The following is a 15,383-nucleotide window of genomic DNA, read 5'->3' as shown; positions in this document are numbered from 1 at the left end:
TGCGCTAGCGTATCCAGGCATCCGTTAAAAAATCAAAACTCCCTGCACCGCGAGGCACCACCCCCTCAACCCGCCTCGTATGAATCACCTCATTATTCGGATACCACATCGGAATCCCAGGCAACTCCTCCGCCAGGATCTTCTGCACCTCGACGTATGCCCCTCTTCTCGCCGCCCGATCTGAACTGGCCGCAGCCTCCTTCAACAGACCATCCACCCGTGCATTTGAGTACCGTCCCCGGTTCCCGCCCTTCGGCGGAAAGCTCGTTGACGCATACGCATACCGAAAGATATCCGGATCTTCATTGCTCCCAATCCACCTCAGCGCATACATCTGAAACGCTCCCTTCGTCACATCCGCATAGAACGTTCCAAACTCTGCCGACCGAATCTCCAGCCGAATCCCGGCCGCCCGCAGCTGCTGTTGCAACACCGTCACCATCAGCCGAGTCGTCTCATCCGTACTTGTCTTCATCGTCAGCCGCAGCCGCACGCCATCTTTGCCGGCAGGGAAGCCAGCCTCATCCAGCAGTCTCTGAGCCCGCGCCACATCATGAGGATAATTAGCAACCTGTGCCAACTCTGCATCGCTTGCTGCTGCCCAATGTCCCTCCGGCAGCAAAGTATCCGCAAGTCGAGCCTGCCCCCGCCAGATAGCATCGACAATCGCCTGCCGATCCATCGCACAGGCAATCGCCTGTCGCACGCGCATATCCTTCAACAAGGGATCTGTAACGTTGAAGGTGACATAAACCACCGGCGATCCAGTCCCCGACTCCACCTTCAGGTTTGGCACACTCTCCAACGCATGCACCATATCCAGCGTCACCACATTGCTAGCCAGATCCGCCGATCCCTTCTTCAACTCCAACGCACTCGTAATCGCATCCGGCACCACCTCAAACCGAACCCGCTCAATATCCTGCGCACCCGCCGGAGCAACCGGCATCCCCGCCCAGTACTCATGATTCCGCGCAACAACCACCTCTTTGTCCTGCACCGCACTCACAAACCGAAACGGCCCGGACCCCACCGGATGCAACCCAAAATCCCTCCCACTCCCACGCGGCACCACTCCAAACAATCCGTCGCTCACATTGAACAGCAACCCCGCTTCCGGCCGCTTCATATGCACTACAACCGTCAGCCGATCTTTCGCTTCAACCTTATCCACCGCATTAAAGCCACCGCCCTTTGCCGTCACCAGCGAGCCATCAATCAAACTTCGAATCGTATAAGCTACATCCTCCGCTTCCAGCGGCCTTCCATCATGAAACCGTACGCCATCGCGCAGATGAAACACCCAGGTCAACGGATCAGGCTGCTCCCAACTCTTAGCCAGCCAGGGCTGCAGCTCATAATGCTCATCCTTCTTCGCCAACGCATCGAAGATCAGCCCCCCAACCCGCTCCGACTGCGCATCGGCCCCCACTCGCAAGTCCAAATTATTCGGACTGCTCTCGATAATCACCACCACCGAACCTGGCTCTGTTCTCCGCTCTTTGCAGCCCGTAACGCAAGGACAGACCAGCAGCAGTGCCAGCAAAACACGGCGTCGTACCACGCCAAACAGGTCCTGCTTCATCTGGCATCTTCTATCCAGCAACGACCCGTCGCCACCCTGAACAGAATGAAGCTTAGAAAGCATGCAGCTTGCCTTGATCCCAGCCTGTTCTTTCACTATCCATGCGTCACCTTTCCCAAAACCACGGACCTCCCAGCCCCGGTAGCAACAGGGATGTTCCCCGGCAGCCCATTCCACCTCAACCAGGCCAACAGCGCAAACGCCACGGCCTCCTTGGCCTGCGCCGGAATCCCCAACTCATCCATCAACCGTACCTTCACTCCCATCGCCCCAAGCGCTTCGGTCAACATACTCATCAACAAAGCATTCTTTGTCCCACCGCCTGCAACCACAAACTCCACCCGAGATGAAGGTGCAGCCTGCCCCACATGCCCCCTAACAAATCGCCGGTAAGCGTCTACAACCGAAGCAGCCGTCAACGCTGTTGCTGTAGCCACCACATCTTCATCCCGGTCTTCGCGTCCTCCAGCCTCCCGGCACATCGCGATAAAGCGCGAAACAAACACCTCACCAAACTGCTCCCGCCCGCAAGACTTCGGTGGAAGGGCAGAGAAGTACGGTTCCTGCAAAATCTTCTCCACCACATTCCGCAACACTGTGCCCGTTCGAGCCACAGCTCCACCACGATCGAACTCTCGTTCGTACAGTCTCTTCATGCAGGCGTCGATCACCATGTTTCCCGGTCCCGTATCAAACGCCATCAGCCCATCGGGACCAGCCTCCGCCGGAATAGCCGTCAAATTCCCAATCCCCCCAAGATTCAACAACACCCTGCTCACCTTCGCCGAACGAAACATGCAGTAGTCCAGCATCGGCACCAGCGGAGCCCCCTGCCCGCCGGCAGCCAGATCTCCCGGCCTGAAATCGCTCACCACAGTCGCCCGCAGCTTCTCGGCAATCACCGCTGCCTCGCCCATCTGCCAAGTGGCGCGCATCGCCCTCCCGAGATACGTCTGCGAAGCCCCTTGGTGGTACACCGTTTGCCCATGACAACCCACCAGCTTCGCCTTCACTCCAAACTTCTCCTGAGCCTTCGCCACTGCTTCGGCATACACCTCACCCAAGCGCCAGTTCAACCGCGCAAGCTCGGCCACCGAGATCGCATCTGCATCCATCGCACACAACACTGCCGCTCGCACAGTCTTCGGATAGGCCATCCCAAGATGTCCAATCAGCTTGATCCGTGGCGTTCCACCTACCTTGAACGCAGGGGAGATCCTGCAGATCGCGACATCTACCCCATCAGCCGATGTCCCACTCATCACTCCAGCCACCACCATGCTCTTCACCAAGCCTCCAAACCGGGCAAAGCCCGGAACCCAAGCATCAAACATCACCAAGAAAAGATATACAAGTCACGAAGTGACCGCGAATCGGGGTCCCCATAAACAGGTCCTCGTTTATGGGGTGACAAAGCGCAGGCGGCCTGTCCGGCAGGACATCATCCTTTCAACTCCCTCTGCAACTCCGCCAACAAATTCAAAGCATCCCTCGGAGTCAACCCATCCACATCCGCCTCCGCCAGCCGATCCACAATCTTCTGCGAAAGCGGAGTAAACATCGTCATCTGCATCCGCACGCCTTCAGTCGGTGAAGCCTCTCGTACCTGCTGCGTCTCCGCCCGTTCGTGCACCTTCAACACCTCGCGAGCCCTCGCGATCACGCCACTCGGCAATCCCGCCAACCGCGCAACCTCGATCCCATAGCTCTTACTGGCAGGCCCAGCCTCTACCGTGTGCAGAAACACAATCCCCCCCGCAGTCTCCTTCACCGTCACGCGCAGATTCGTCAACCGAGCCAGCCGATCCGCGAGCAGCGTCAGCTCATGATAGTGCGTCGCGAACAGAGTCCTCGCCCCAATCCGATCATGCAAGTGTTCCACCGTAGCCCACGCCAAACTCAATCCATCGTAGGTCGCCGTGCCGCGCCCCATCTCGTCCAGCAGTACCAGAGAGCGGTTCGTCGCCGTATTCAGAATCGCAGCCGTCTCCGTCATCTCGACCATAAACGTAGACCGCCCCCGCGCCACATTATCGCTAGCACCAATTCGCGTGTAGATCCGATCCACCAACCCCAGCCGCATCCCCTCGGCCGGAACGAAGCTCCCCATCTGCGCCATCACCACCAGCAGCGCGGCCATGCGCAAATACGTGCTCTTTCCCCCCATATTCGGCCCGGTAATCAGCAGCACCGCTGGCCCCACATCCGCGTCCAGATGAACGGAGTTCGGTACAAACCTCCCGCCACCCGACTCCTCCATCCGACGCTCCACCACCGGATGCCGTGCCTGCACAAACTCCAGCACGCCCGACATCTCAACCTGCGGCCGCACCCACCCACGCAGCGCCGCCAAATGCCCAAAACACCCCAGCAGATCAATCTCCGCGATCTTCCTCGCCGTCTCCCGCATCCGCCCTGCAGCCTCCAGCAACTGTCTTCGCAACTCCGCAAAGATCCTTCGCTCAATCTCTCCACTTCGTTCCTGCGCCGTCAAAATCTTCGTCTCATACTCCTTCAGCTCCGGCGTCGTAAATCGCTCCGCATTCACCAGCGTCTGCTTCCGCTCATAGTCAGCCGGCACCGCCTTGGCATTTGCCTTCGTCACCTCAAGGTAGTAGCCGAACACGTTATTGAACCGCACCTTTAATGATCCAATCCCAGTCCGTTCGCGCTCTCGTTCTTCAATCGCCGCCAACGCCTGTCGTCCACTGCGGCTCAACTCGCGCAGCTCATCCAAATCAGGATCGACGCCCACGCGAATCGCTCCACCATCCCCAATCGACACCGGCGGCTCCTCCGCAATTGTCCGCACAATCATCTCGTGCAGGTCCTCCAAAGGATCGACGCTCTCCCCCAACTCCCTCCACCTTGCACTCTCAAACAGCCGAACCGCCCCCACCACCCCAGGCAAACATCCAAGCGTCTTCGCCAGAGCCATCACCTCACGCGGCCCAGCCGAATCCAGCGCGACCCGCCCCAGCAGCCTCTCTAAGTCCAGCAAACCATCCATCGACCGCCGCAGATCTTCACGTCGACGCAAATCTCCCGCAGCCTCCCCCACCGCCTCCAGCCGAGCCTCAATCTCCCCCATCTCACTCGCAGGCCGCAGCAGCGACGCACGCAACAAACGTTTTCCCATCGGAGTACAACAAGCGTCCATCGTGTAAAAGAGCGTAGTCTGCGCCGACTCACCAGAGAACAGCGGCTCCACCAACTCCAGGTTCCGCACACTCACCGCGTCAAGCTCCAGGCAAGTAGACCGCTCATAAAACCGCAGTCCATCCACGTGCTCCAGCCCACCCTGCTTGGTCGCCCGCATATAGTGCAGCAGAGCCCCAGCCGCCACCGCTGCCGCCTCGTGTCCTCCCAGCCCCATCCCATCCAGCGAGTGCACTTTGAAGTGATTTCGCACCAGCGGCACCGCATACTCTGCCGTAAAGACCCACTCCTCCACCGCGGTCTTCGTCCGAATCGCATCCAGTCCCACCGCCGTCTCACTCTCGCCAGCCAGGTTCACACCGCCCAACAACCCCGACCCATACAACAACTCCACCGGCCGCACCCGTCCCAACTCATCCACCAGCGCCGCCCATCCACCAGACCCGGCAAACTCAGTAGCCCGAAACTCCCCCGTCGAAAGGTCCAGCAGCGCCACCCCACAACTCTGCATCGCTCCCGCACCCAACACCGCCACGCTCGCCAGGTAGTTGCTCTGCTCCGCCCCCAGCGTCGGATCGAGCGCAGTTCCCGGCGTCAGCACGCGCGTCACCTCGCGCCGCACCACCGACTTCGTCAGCTTCGGATCCTCCATCTGCTCCAGCAGCGCAATCTTGTATCCCATGCGCAGCAGCTTCTGCAGATACACCTCCGCCGCATGATAAGGAACCCCGCACATCGGCTGCTTCTTTTCGCGATCTCGTGCTGTCAGCGTAAGCTGCAGCAAACGCGACACAAGAATCGCGTCCTCATAGAACAGCTCATAGAAATCCCCAATCCTGCAGAACAACAGACAGTCGGGATACTGCTCCTTCGCCGCAAAGTACTGCCGCATCGCCGGCGTAGCCCCAGCCGCCTCTGCCGCAAAGTTCGTTACTGTCTCGTTCGCCATCCCATTCATAATCACACAAAGGCAATAGGCGCCGGAGGCGCGTCAGCCTCGATAGCAGATCGCGCCGTGCGCGCAGCACGCAGTTGTCTGTTTTACTTTTACCCAAACCCAAAGCCCAATGCGGTACACTCATAGCCAGCAGTCTTAGATCGTCCCGAGAGGTTCTCATGACACAGTCGACCTGGGCCACGCCCGACTTTGAAGAAATTACCCTTAACTGCGAGATCAACTCCTACGCTCCCGTAGAACTCTAAGCAGAGTTCCCGTGAGGATTAAAGTCCTGGGGGCCGCCGCAGGTGGCGGCCTTCCTCAATGGAACTGTACCTGCACGAACTGTTCCGCCACTCGGCAAAACCATCCCAACATCCAACCCAGAACCCAGTCGCAACTAGCCGTCAGCGCAGATGACGACGTGTGGTTCCTTATCAACGCCTCCCCCGACCTTCGCCAACAACTCATCAACAATCCTGAACTCCACCCAGACCCCGTAAAAGGACTCCGCAACACCCCTGTCGCTGGAATCATCCTGACCAGCGCCGACCTCGATCACATCCTCGGCCTCCTCCTCATGCGCGAGTTCACCCCGGTCCGCATCTACGCAACCCGTCCGGTCACCAGCATTCTGAAAAAAAACAGCTTCTTCCAGATGCTCGATCGCCTCCCCGGACAAAGCCGTTGGACAGAGATCGAGCCCGGCGTCAGCTTTCACGCCGGCGACGGCCTCATCTGCACGCCGATTGCGTTATCAAACAATCTGCCAACCTACATCAGCGAAACAGACCGCGCCTCTCTCGACCCAACCGGCGCGACGATCGGTCTGCTCCTTGAAGATCTTCAAGGAGCCCGAGCAGCCTATCTCCCAGCGCTACCCGCGATCACCCCTTCCTTGAAGGAGCGTCTCTCCACATCTTCCACTATCTTCATAGATGGAACGTTTTGGAGCGATGACGAACTACAGAAGATCCAACCCGGAACACCATTAGCCCGCTCCATGGGCCACCTTCCAATACACGGTCCGGAAGGCTCTCTCGCAACCCTCAAAGATCTCGTCAGCACACGCAAAATCTACACCCACATCAACAACACCAACCCGATCTTGCAGGAACAAAGTTCAGAGCGTCGCACCGTCGAGGACGCAGGCTGGGAGGTGGCATGGGACGGACTAGAGATAACGCTGTAGCTCAAACAGAGCCGGTTCTACTGAGTAAAACCGAGCTGCGCCAGCGCCTCCAGCAGGTAGGCGAGGCGATGTATCACCACCAGCACCCCTTCCACATCCGCATGCATGCAGGCCAGCTAACACGCGGCCAGATGCAGGCCTGGGTGCTGAATCGTTTCTACTACCAGAGCCGCATTCCCATTAAAGACGCCATCATCCTCTCCAAGTCCGAAGACGTAGCCTTTCGCCGCGCATGGCGAAAACGCATCGTTGATCATGATGGGGATCACGACGGCGACGGTGCAGGCGGTATCGAAAAGTGGCTGCAACTCGCAGAGGCTGCCGGACTCGACCGCGACTACGTCATCAGCACCCAGGCCATCCTCCCCGGTGTTCGCTACGCCGTCGACGCCTACATTGACCTCGTCACCCATAACACCCTGCTCGAAGCCGTCTCCTCCTCGCTCACCGAGTTATTCGCCGGACAGTTGATCGCCTTACGCATGGACGCTCTCGCGAAGCACTACCCCTGGCTGCAAAACGGTCTTGCCTACTTTCAGGGCCGTCTCACCCAGGCTCCCGAAGACGCCGCCTTCGCCTTCGACTACGCCGCCGAACACGCCGTCACGCCACAACTACAATCCTTAGTAATCCACTCCCTCGAGCGAAAGTGCGCCCTGCTCTGGGCCCAACTCGACGCACTGCACTACTGCTACGTCGAGCCGGGATCCCTCCCCCCACAGCCCAACATCTTCCGCCCCGAGTCATCATGAGCGAGCCCACCGCAAACTCCAGAATCCCGGACACCAGAATCCCTCGTCTTGCAGTAGGCTGCCGTGTCCGCACCGTCTCGCGCGACGAAGCGATGCTTCTAGTCCCGGAAGGTGCACTTCGCCTGAAGGGCGCAGCCAATGAGATCATCGGCCTCATCGACGGACAGCTTTCCATAAACGCGATTACCGCGCTTCTCCAACAAAAACACCCCGCAACCGACTCCGCGCAAATCGCCGCCGAGGTAAGACAGTTCCTCGACAAACTCCACGCACGCAGCGTTCTCCTCTACAAGTAATCACCCACATTCATAAAGTCGTCATCCTGAACGCAGTGAAGGATCCCCGTATTTGCCGTTGCTGTTGTCGTTGCTTGTCGTAACCGGCGAAAGAAGTAAAAAAGATGGCCTTCCGGCCGGGACCGCTACGCGCGGAGCGGTCACTTCGTGACACGTATACCGGCTTCGCCTCGCCAGAAGAAAATCCTAATCGCGACCAACGGGAGCGCCAACCGAAGGGGTATACGCGTCACGAAGTGACCGCTGCCCGCGCAGGGCGCACTTAAACCGGCATACAATCCTTATAAGCCGCAAATGCCAACACTCCCAGGCCCACTCTCCCTCGTAGCCGAAGTAACCCATCGCTGCCCCCTGCACTGCGTCTACTGCTCAAATCCCTTGCAGATGCAGTCCGCGACAAACGAGCTATCAACCGAAGACTGGACCAGAGTCTTTCACCAGGCTTCAGCTCTAGGCGTCCTCCATCTCCACCTCACCGGAGGCGAACCCCTGGCGCGACCCGACATCGCACAACTAGTAGCAGCGGGCAGGGAAGCGAACCTCTACGTCAACATGATCACCTCAGGCCTCGGCCTCACCGCCGACCGCATGACCGAACTCAAAGATGCAGGCCTCGAACACATCCAGCTAAGCCTCCAGGACGCAGACGAAGAAAAAGCCAACGAATTCGCCGGAGCCCGCGCCCACGCCAACAAACTCAAACTTGCCGCCCTCATCCGTCAGCAGGACATAGCCTTCACCGTCAACGTAGTCGTCCACCGCGACAACCTCGATCGCCTCGAAGAAATCCTCGCCCTCGCCGAGTCCCTCGAACCGCAAAGAATCGAAGTCGCCCACGTCCAGTACTACGGCTGGGCTCTCAAAAACCGTGACCGGCTCATGCCCACCCCCAGCCAAGTAGAGCGCTCCGTCCAACTCATCCAAGAGGCCCAATCCCGCCTCAGCGGCCGCATCCAGCTCCAGGCCGTCTTCCCGGACTACTACGCCCGCTACCCTAAGCCCTGCGTCGGTGGCTGGGGCCGTCAGATGATGCTCATCGACCCCGCCGGCCTCGCTCTTCCATGCCACGCCGCCGCCATCATCCCGGGCATGGACTTCGACTCCGTCCGCACCCACTCCCTCGAATGGCTCTGGACACAATCTCCAGCCTTCAACCGCTTCCGCGGCCAGGACTGGATGAAGGACCCCTGCGCCGCCTGTGACCGCAAGGAGATCGACTTTGGAGGATGCCGCTGCCAGGCTTTCCAGCTAACCGGCGACGCCGCCAACACCGACCCAGCCTGCAGCCTGAGCGATCGACACTCAGATCTGGTTGCCATCACCCAGGCCCCAGCACCGCCCCCTACCCAATGGGTCTACCGCATCCTCGTAAACTCCTGATCCGGGCTCTTGGAGCAGATTGGATGATGACGTAAGGGAAGAGAATGTCTGTGATTCTGAGCGAAGCGAAGAACCCCCGCATTTGCGTTTGTCCTTGCGGTTGCTTGTTCTTTCGGCCTCTATACCAACTCCTGATCTCTCACCTTGGACGCCTTCCCGCCCCACTCTAAAAATAAAGTCAAAAACAGTGGCGCATTTTTCAGAGACCGAAAAAGCGATGTCAAAACACCACTTCTACCACGCATTCCACCACGATCTCACCACGTTTTCACCACAGCAAACACCACAAAAAACTCAAAAAACCCTGCAAAATCGTCAATTCATCCCCAAATTAAAATCCTCCCGATCCCCGCAAGATTCCCCCGTACATCCTTCGGGGGATGTCCCATCGAACTCGCGTCCCTGTACTGTCGTCCTCGTTCCAAAAGGACAGGACTATGGCCAGAGTCACAATGCCGGTAGCGATCAACCTGAATCTCACCCCTTCAACCCGAATCAAAACCGAAGATGTCCCCCAAAAGGACCTCCACAAGGGTTCAAGCGCAGCCGCAGGAATCGTCTTCGGCCTGCTCTGCTCCACGATCGCTTGGATGTTCCTCGCCTACGGGATCTATCGTCTCCACGCAATGTCCATCGCCGTTCGGTAATCAAGCCCCTGAAACGACGTTGACCGCCAGCCACGCTGGCATTGGTGCAATAGGCAAGTCTCGAAAGAACCCTCAAGGTAACCTCAAAGATATCTACACCTTGCCCCTCTCTCAGACAGGCTCGCGCCGCCGAATAAGATCGGGCGAAACCGGCTGCACCCACGCAGAATCAAACTCATAAGCGATATACTCGATGTTTGCGGAAAACTCCGCGAAGTACGTCACTTATGTCTCTTTTCTGGCTCAGAGTCGCGGTCTTACTCTACGGCATCGCCGCGCTTGCGGTCCTGCCGGCGGCCCTATATGACCGCCCCCGCTGGCGCCACATCGCCGTCCCCGCCACTGTAGCCGCAGTATTCTTCCACTTCGTCTCGTTGGCCGAGATGCTCAACGCGGCCCACCATCGCCTTCCAGTAGATACCCACGAAACTCAGTCTTTCCTGGGCCTTCTTCTCGCCTTGGCCTTTCTCTTGGTCTATGCCCGCTACCGCACCGTTTCGCTCGGCATCTTCCTGCTGCCCATCTGCTTCCTTTTTTGCCTACTCCCGGCCTTTCATCCGGGTCAGGAGAGCACCACCTTCCCAATTCTTCACACCGGCTGGATCTTCCTCCACGTTGCTCTTCTTCTTGCCGCCTACGCCGCTCTCTTCCTCTCCATGCTGGCGTCGCTTCTCTACCTGGTGCAGGAGCGCCGCCTCAAGCAAAAATCGCCAACCATCTCATGGCTGCCACCGCTTGAAACTACCGATCAGATCGCCCTCAAAGCCCTCCTCTTCGGCCTACCTTGTATGACCGCCGGCCTTCTCATCGGTTCGCTCATCGCCCAGGCCACCGTCGGTGCTTCTTACTTCCGCGACCCCAAGATCCTTCTCGCATTCGCCATGTGGCTGGTTTACGTGGCGATGATCCATATCCGCCGAATCTCAGGCCTCCGAGGCCGCCGAGCCGTCTACCTCTCCAGCTTCGTCTTCCTGGTCATACTCACCGTGTGGGTGGCAAACCAGTTCTCCGCAGTCCACAGGTTTAGCGCCCCATGAACCAAGCCAAGCCCACATCCACACAGGGCCGTCTCGTCCTCCTCGGCATCAACCACAACACCGCACCAATCGAGGTACGCGAGCGTCTCGCCATCCCCGCTGAACGCCTCGCCGACGCCACCCGCACCCTTCTCCACCAGCCCGGCGTCCGCGAAGGCCTCATCCTCTCCACCTGCAACCGGGTCGAGCTCCTTACCCTCCAGGACGACGCCGAAGCCGCATCGGCACAGGACAAAACCGACCTCCTCCGCTTCCTGCACGAGTACTTCGCCGTTCCACCGCACGACATCCAACCGCATCTCTACGAGTTTCGCGAGCGCGAAGCCGTCCGCCATCTTTTCCGCGTCGCCAGTTCGCTCGACAGCATGGTCGTCGGCGAACCCCAGATCCTCGGCCAGGTCAAAGAGGCCTACACCGTGGCCCGTGACGCCGGCGCCGTCTCCAGCCACCTCGAAGCCCTGATGCAACGCACCTTCACTGTCGCCAAAAAAATCCGCACCGAAACTCAAATTGGCTCAAGCTCCGTCTCCATAGCCTCGGTAGCCGTCGATCTCGCCAGGAAGATCTTCGGCTCCCTCTACGGAAAGACTGTCCTTCTGGTGGGTGCCGGCAAAATGTCCGAGTTAGCCGCCCGTCATCTCATCCAGCAGGGCGCATCCTCCATCCTTGTCACCAACCGCACCCAATCCCGTGCTGAAAAAATAGCCTCCGACTTCAGCAGCCTCACCGTTCACACCGAAGCCATTTCCTTCGAAGCCCTCTACGAGCAGGCTGACCGTGCAGACATCGTCATCACCTCCACCGGCGCCCCCCAAAAGATCTTCGGTCGCTCCCACGGCCAGCACTTCCTCCATCGCCGCCGCAATCGGCCCATGTTCTTCATCGACATCGCCGTCCCCCGCGACGTCGACCCACGCATGAACGAGGTCGAAGGCTGCTTCGTCTATGACATCGACGATCTCCAGCAGGTAGCCGCCGCCAATCTGGCCGATCGCGGTCGCGAAGTCGCCGCCGCCGAGATTATCGTCAGCAGGGAAGTAGACAAGTATCAGGAGCGTCTTCAATCCCGCGACGCAGTCCCCGCCATCAAAGCCCTTCAGCAGCAGGCCGAGCAGCTCCGCCAGGCCGAACTAGACCGCTCCCAATCCAAGCTCGCCGACCTCACCGCCCAACAGCGTGACGCCGTCGAAGCCCTGACCCGCTCGCTCACAGCCAAGCTTCTCCATCCCCAACTCACCGCGCTCCGCGAATCAACACGCAAAAAAGACTCCGAGTAGATGTCAGGCGCTCTCGCGTCATGTCTACTAGGAGTCCTTCTTAGTCGCGAGCCGCCATACCAACTGGTGTTGTCGGAGATCTGTATTTACACTGCCCCGGAGCCACGAAAGACTGCAGGAATAGTTTGAAACAGGATCTTGATATCGAGCCATACCGACCACTGGTCGATGTAACGCATATCCAAAGCCATCCACTCATCGAAGCTGATCGAGCTTCTCCCCATCACCTGCCACAAACAAGTAATTCCGGGTTTGACGCTGAATCGTCTCCTGTGCCAGTCCTTCGTAAAACCTTCATAATCTCTCACGGGAAGTGGCCGTGGGCCGACAAGACTCATGTCTCCACGAAACACATTGATGAGTTGAGGAATCTCGTCAAGACTTGACTTCCGTAGAAACCTGCCCAGGGGTGTTATACGAGGATCATTCTTCAGCTTGAAGGTGGGACCTTTCGTCTCGTTCAAATGCTCCACCTGGGCCATCAACTTCTCGGCATCCGACACCATTGTCCTAAACTTCAGAATCTCGAAAGGTCGTTTGCCATAGCCAATTCTGGTCTGACGAAAGAAGACCGGACCCTTCGAGGTCAACCTGATCAATAACGCAACGATGAAAAAGACAGGAGCAAGGGCCAGCAAAAGCACCGCCGAAACGACCGCATCGGTTACTCGCTTTATCATCGATCCCCACGCATTCCAAGACTCATCGTGCAGAGTAATGGTGCCAATGCCACCCGGAAGGTAGGCAGTTCGATGTGCCTGTTCCTGATCGAAGAATGATCCCACTCCCCGTACCGTGATCCCATGGTCGCGGCACGTAGCCACCACCTCTGCAATCTGCTGGTAAAACGACGCGAGTGGCAAGGTCACGATCACTTCGTCGATAGGCATTGTTCGCAGCAGCGACGGAATCGTCTCCAGATCCCCAAGAAGGTTCCCTAGACCGGATGTAGCCGTCTCCTGGAACCACCATTGGCCGTCAATGAAGCCCCGCACATCGTAACCCCACTCCGGGTGCCGCAGTACATCCTGTGCAAAAGCGTGGGCCCGACGATTCGTCCCAACGATCAATACATGGCGAAGGTTATAGCCTTTGGAACGAAGTGTGTGCGCCGTAGTCCGTCCCAGAAATCGTGTCGAGAGGAAGACCGTAAAGCTGACGATCCCAAAAACGACCGCAGTTGAAGCGAGCTCATTTGCATGATAAGTACGTGTCGCGCGGGAACTTATGACCCACAGCCAGGCAAAGCAGGCTGCAGCGCACAAGGCGCTCGCAAGAAATACATCCATCGCCTCCATGAGGAATCCATCCACTCTTCTGGAGCGATAGAACTTATTCGAATATAAAACTCCGTGCCATACTATGCCCAATAACAGCGTCGCCAGAAATACTTCAACAGGATGATGTGTCACCAGGGACCTAGGTAAACCAAAAGCCTGATGCCCGGAGGTGACAACATAAGCTGCCGCCAAACTGCAAAAGAGAAGTAAAATATCGCTAAGTTTTACTAATTCCAGAAAGATACCTCTATTCGACAATGTCATTGGCATCCCTTCAATTAGCGCTTTGCCTCTATGATGCGTGTTCAACTTTTGAAATTTAGGTTACCTAACGTAACTACGGTAACTAATTACGGAGCCCGTCACAATAGAGCGGACGGTTTGAGAAGGGCTTCTCAGTGAGCGCCGTTATTCTGAAATAATGCAATTGTCGGGCCAACCGGCCGCTGTACTACAGCTGTAACTTGTATGAGAATTTCTTACGACGTCGCATACGAACGTAGGCCCGTCCCTCAAGATGGCCAACAGCTTGGGTTATGGTCATCAGCCGTAAGAACTTCTTTCTAAAGCTCGTCAATCATGACTTGCGGTGATTTTCCGCTAGTAGCTATTTGGCATTGCAATTGCACACATAAGTGTTGTTGGCATTGACTTTCCCTCGAAAGACGAAAATCAATGCATACAAAAAGGCATTATGGAGCTTTAGATAACTTGAAGTACCAGAGTTTTTCCTAATTATAGGAAATTCATTTCCCTCACAGGGATGAGGTAACGGCCCGGCGGAGGAGCAATGAACCCACCAATGGTTCGGTTCTATCAAGAATGCAACCCACTGCGTCGGTGTCAGGGAGCGATATGCAAAACGAAACTAGCATTCGAGACGTCTCAACTCGGCTTGATCAACTTTCCATCCCAGAGAGCTCTGCAAGCTTAGCCGAACGATATCGGAGTAACTCGCCTTTTCCTTATCTCACCATTGATAATCTGTTCGAACCCGACCGGCTAACTACTGTAATGAACGAGATGTCGGTAGCCAAGAGGTCCGACTGGGTACACCATAACACCCATAAAATCGAGAAGTTCGGTCAGAAGTCTGCCGTTTTGCTCGGCGAGGCAGGATTTCAGCTCGTCGCACTTCTTCACTCGGCCCCATTTCTTTATCTCTTATCCGAGATCACGGGGATCTGGAACCTGCTGCCTGATCCATATATGCACGGCGCCGGCTACAGCATTATCCCTCCAAAAGGAAAGTTTGATGTTCACATCGACTCAAACGAGGACCTCACCAGCGGTTTGACGCGCCGCCTCGCGCTGATCATCTACCTTAATCAGGATTGGTCTCCGAAGTACGGTGGACAACTCGAATTGTGGAATAAAGACGCAAGCCGTAAAGTTGCAGAGATTGAGCCTGTTTTTAATAGAACTCTACTGATGGAGGTCTCTCGGACGTCTTTTCATGGCGTCAATCCGGTAGTAGAACCGTCAGGCCGTTCGCGCTACTCTTTCATGGCCTACTACAACACAGCAGGAGGCATCCTCGGGAAGGAAAAAGGTGTACACAGCTCCATGTATGCGCCTGATATCTATGGGCCGAAACCCACCGTGCGCAGCCTCGCCCGTAAATTTACGCCACCTATCTTCTACGATTTTGTTCGCCAGAAAATTAAGTAGCCCTTAAGTAGTCGCGTGTCACTGCATTATTCAGAAACCGTTCGCAGACATTGGGCGGACCTGCATCTTGTCACTTGACGCGTCAATCCGTCAGCGGCACTCAACTTCCGACCGAGGGAATGGAGTGAGAGATCTTTCTCACTCATAAGTCCAGACCAAAAGGCACAATG

12 protein-coding genes are annotated in these 15,383 nt (G+C 57.3%); 8 read left to right on the top strand and 4 right to left on the bottom strand.

The window, feature by feature from the left end:
- Nucleotides 1-4: 4 nt before the first annotated feature.
- From HDF08_RS09510 to mutS, 3 genes are all read right to left on the bottom strand, one after another.
- The gene (locus HDF08_RS09510) at nt 5-1,585 is read right to left on the bottom strand and encodes an ABC transporter substrate-binding protein (RefSeq protein WP_179638211.1); all 1,581 of its coding nucleotides are present in this window, start codon (nt 1,583-1,585) and stop codon (nt 5-7) included.
- Nucleotides 1,586-1,680: 95 nt separating this feature from the next.
- The gene (locus HDF08_RS09505) at nt 1,681-2,865 is read right to left on the bottom strand and encodes an anhydro-N-acetylmuramic acid kinase (RefSeq protein ID WP_179638915.1); all 1,185 of its coding nucleotides are present in this window, start codon (nt 2,863-2,865) and stop codon (nt 1,681-1,683) included.
- A 161-nt stretch (nt 2,866-3,026) separates the two neighbouring features.
- Nucleotides 3,027-5,693 (bottom strand): DNA mismatch repair protein MutS, encoded by a 2,667-nt coding sequence (gene mutS, locus HDF08_RS09500; RefSeq protein WP_179638210.1) that lies wholly within the window; start codon nt 5,691-5,693, stop codon nt 3,027-3,029.
- Nucleotides 5,694-5,958: 265 nt separating this feature from the next.
- On the opposite strand from mutS, the gene pqqB reads away from it, so the two are divergent.
- The 7 genes from pqqB (at nt 5,959) to hemA (ending at nt 12,262) form a co-directional block, all read left to right on the top strand.
- Nucleotides 5,959-6,873, top strand: a complete 915-nt coding sequence (gene pqqB / locus HDF08_RS09495) for a pyrroloquinoline quinone biosynthesis protein PqqB (RefSeq protein ID WP_179638209.1) — start codon at nt 5,959-5,961, stop codon at nt 6,871-6,873.
- A complete protein-coding gene (pqqC, locus tag HDF08_RS09490) occupies nt 6,846-7,625 on the top strand; it encodes a pyrroloquinoline-quinone synthase PqqC (protein ID WP_179638208.1) in 780 nt (259 codons plus the stop codon). The genes pqqB and pqqC overlap by 28 nt, the downstream gene beginning before the upstream one ends.
- Nucleotides 7,622-7,921 (top strand): pyrroloquinoline quinone biosynthesis peptide chaperone PqqD, encoded by a 300-nt coding sequence (gene pqqD / locus HDF08_RS09485; protein ID WP_179638207.1) that lies wholly within the window; start codon nt 7,622-7,624, stop codon nt 7,919-7,921. Before pqqC ends, pqqD begins: the two co-directional genes overlap by 4 nt.
- 294 nt (nt 7,922-8,215) lie before the next feature.
- Nucleotides 8,216-9,301, top strand: coding sequence for a pyrroloquinoline quinone biosynthesis protein PqqE (pqqE, locus tag HDF08_RS09480; RefSeq protein WP_179638206.1), 1,086 nt, complete (start codon nt 8,216-8,218; stop codon nt 9,299-9,301).
- A 437-nt stretch (nt 9,302-9,738) separates the two neighbouring features.
- Nucleotides 9,739-9,948, top strand: a complete 210-nt coding sequence (locus HDF08_RS09475) for a hypothetical protein (RefSeq protein WP_179638205.1) — start codon at nt 9,739-9,741, stop codon at nt 9,946-9,948.
- 227 nt (nt 9,949-10,175) lie between these two features.
- On the top strand, nt 10,176-10,985 hold the full coding sequence (locus tag HDF08_RS09470) for a cytochrome C assembly family protein (RefSeq protein ID WP_179638204.1): 810 nt from the start codon (nt 10,176-10,178) through the stop codon (nt 10,983-10,985).
- Nucleotides 10,982-12,262: a glutamyl-tRNA reductase gene (hemA, locus tag HDF08_RS09465; protein ID WP_179638203.1), complete on the top strand. Its 1,281-nt coding sequence runs from the start codon at nt 10,982-10,984 to the stop codon at nt 12,260-12,262. Before HDF08_RS09470 ends, hemA begins: the two co-directional genes overlap by 4 nt.
- 86 nt (nt 12,263-12,348) lie before the next feature.
- On the opposite strand, the gene HDF08_RS09460 is transcribed toward hemA, so the two are convergent.
- Nucleotides 12,349-13,851 (bottom strand): sugar transferase, encoded by a 1,503-nt coding sequence (locus tag HDF08_RS09460; RefSeq protein ID WP_179638202.1) that lies wholly within the window; start codon nt 13,849-13,851, stop codon nt 12,349-12,351.
- A gap of 546 nt (nt 13,852-14,397) precedes the next feature.
- Here HDF08_RS09460 and HDF08_RS09455 point away from each other — a divergent pair.
- The gene (locus HDF08_RS09455; protein WP_179638201.1) at nt 14,398-15,213 is read left to right on the top strand and encodes a 2OG-Fe(II) oxygenase; all 816 of its coding nucleotides are present in this window, start codon (nt 14,398-14,400) and stop codon (nt 15,211-15,213) included.
- Nucleotides 15,214-15,383 lie beyond the last annotated feature (170 nt).

The organism is Tunturiibacter empetritectus, assembly GCF_013410875.1.
GTDB classification, from domain to species: Bacteria; Acidobacteriota; Terriglobia; order Terriglobales; family Acidobacteriaceae; genus Edaphobacter; species Edaphobacter empetritectus.
Note: the sequence above shows the minus strand (reverse complement) of the source record. Positions and strands in the feature narration are given on the sequence as shown.

Excerpts from the sequence above, each read along its gene's own strand:
- pqqD (WP_179638207.1), top strand. The coding sequence starts at position 7,622 with ATGAGCGAGCCCACCGCAAACTCCAGAATCCCGGACACCAGAATCCCT.
- HDF08_RS09475 (WP_179638205.1), top strand. The coding sequence starts at position 9,739 with ATGGCCAGAGTCACAATGCCGGTAGCGATCAACCTGAATCTCACCCCT.
- pqqE (WP_179638206.1), top strand. The coding sequence starts at position 8,216 with ATGCCAACACTCCCAGGCCCACTCTCCCTCGTAGCCGAAGTAACCCAT.
- HDF08_RS09505 (WP_179638915.1), bottom strand. The coding sequence starts at position 2,865 with ATGGTGGTGGCTGGAGTGATGAGTGGGACATCGGCTGATGGGGTAGAT.
- hemA (WP_179638203.1), top strand. The coding sequence starts at position 10,982 with ATGAACCAAGCCAAGCCCACATCCACACAGGGCCGTCTCGTCCTCCTC.
- HDF08_RS09455 (WP_179638201.1), top strand. The coding sequence starts at position 14,398 with ATGCAAAACGAAACTAGCATTCGAGACGTCTCAACTCGGCTTGATCAA.
- pqqC (WP_179638208.1), top strand. The coding sequence starts at position 6,846 with ATGGGACGGACTAGAGATAACGCTGTAGCTCAAACAGAGCCGGTTCTA.
- HDF08_RS09510 (WP_179638211.1), bottom strand. The coding sequence starts at position 1,585 with ATGAAGCAGGACCTGTTTGGCGTGGTACGACGCCGTGTTTTGCTGGCA.
- mutS (WP_179638210.1), bottom strand. The coding sequence starts at position 5,693 with ATGGCGAACGAGACAGTAACGAACTTTGCGGCAGAGGCGGCTGGGGCT.
- HDF08_RS09470 (WP_179638204.1), top strand. The coding sequence starts at position 10,176 with ATGTCTCTTTTCTGGCTCAGAGTCGCGGTCTTACTCTACGGCATCGCC.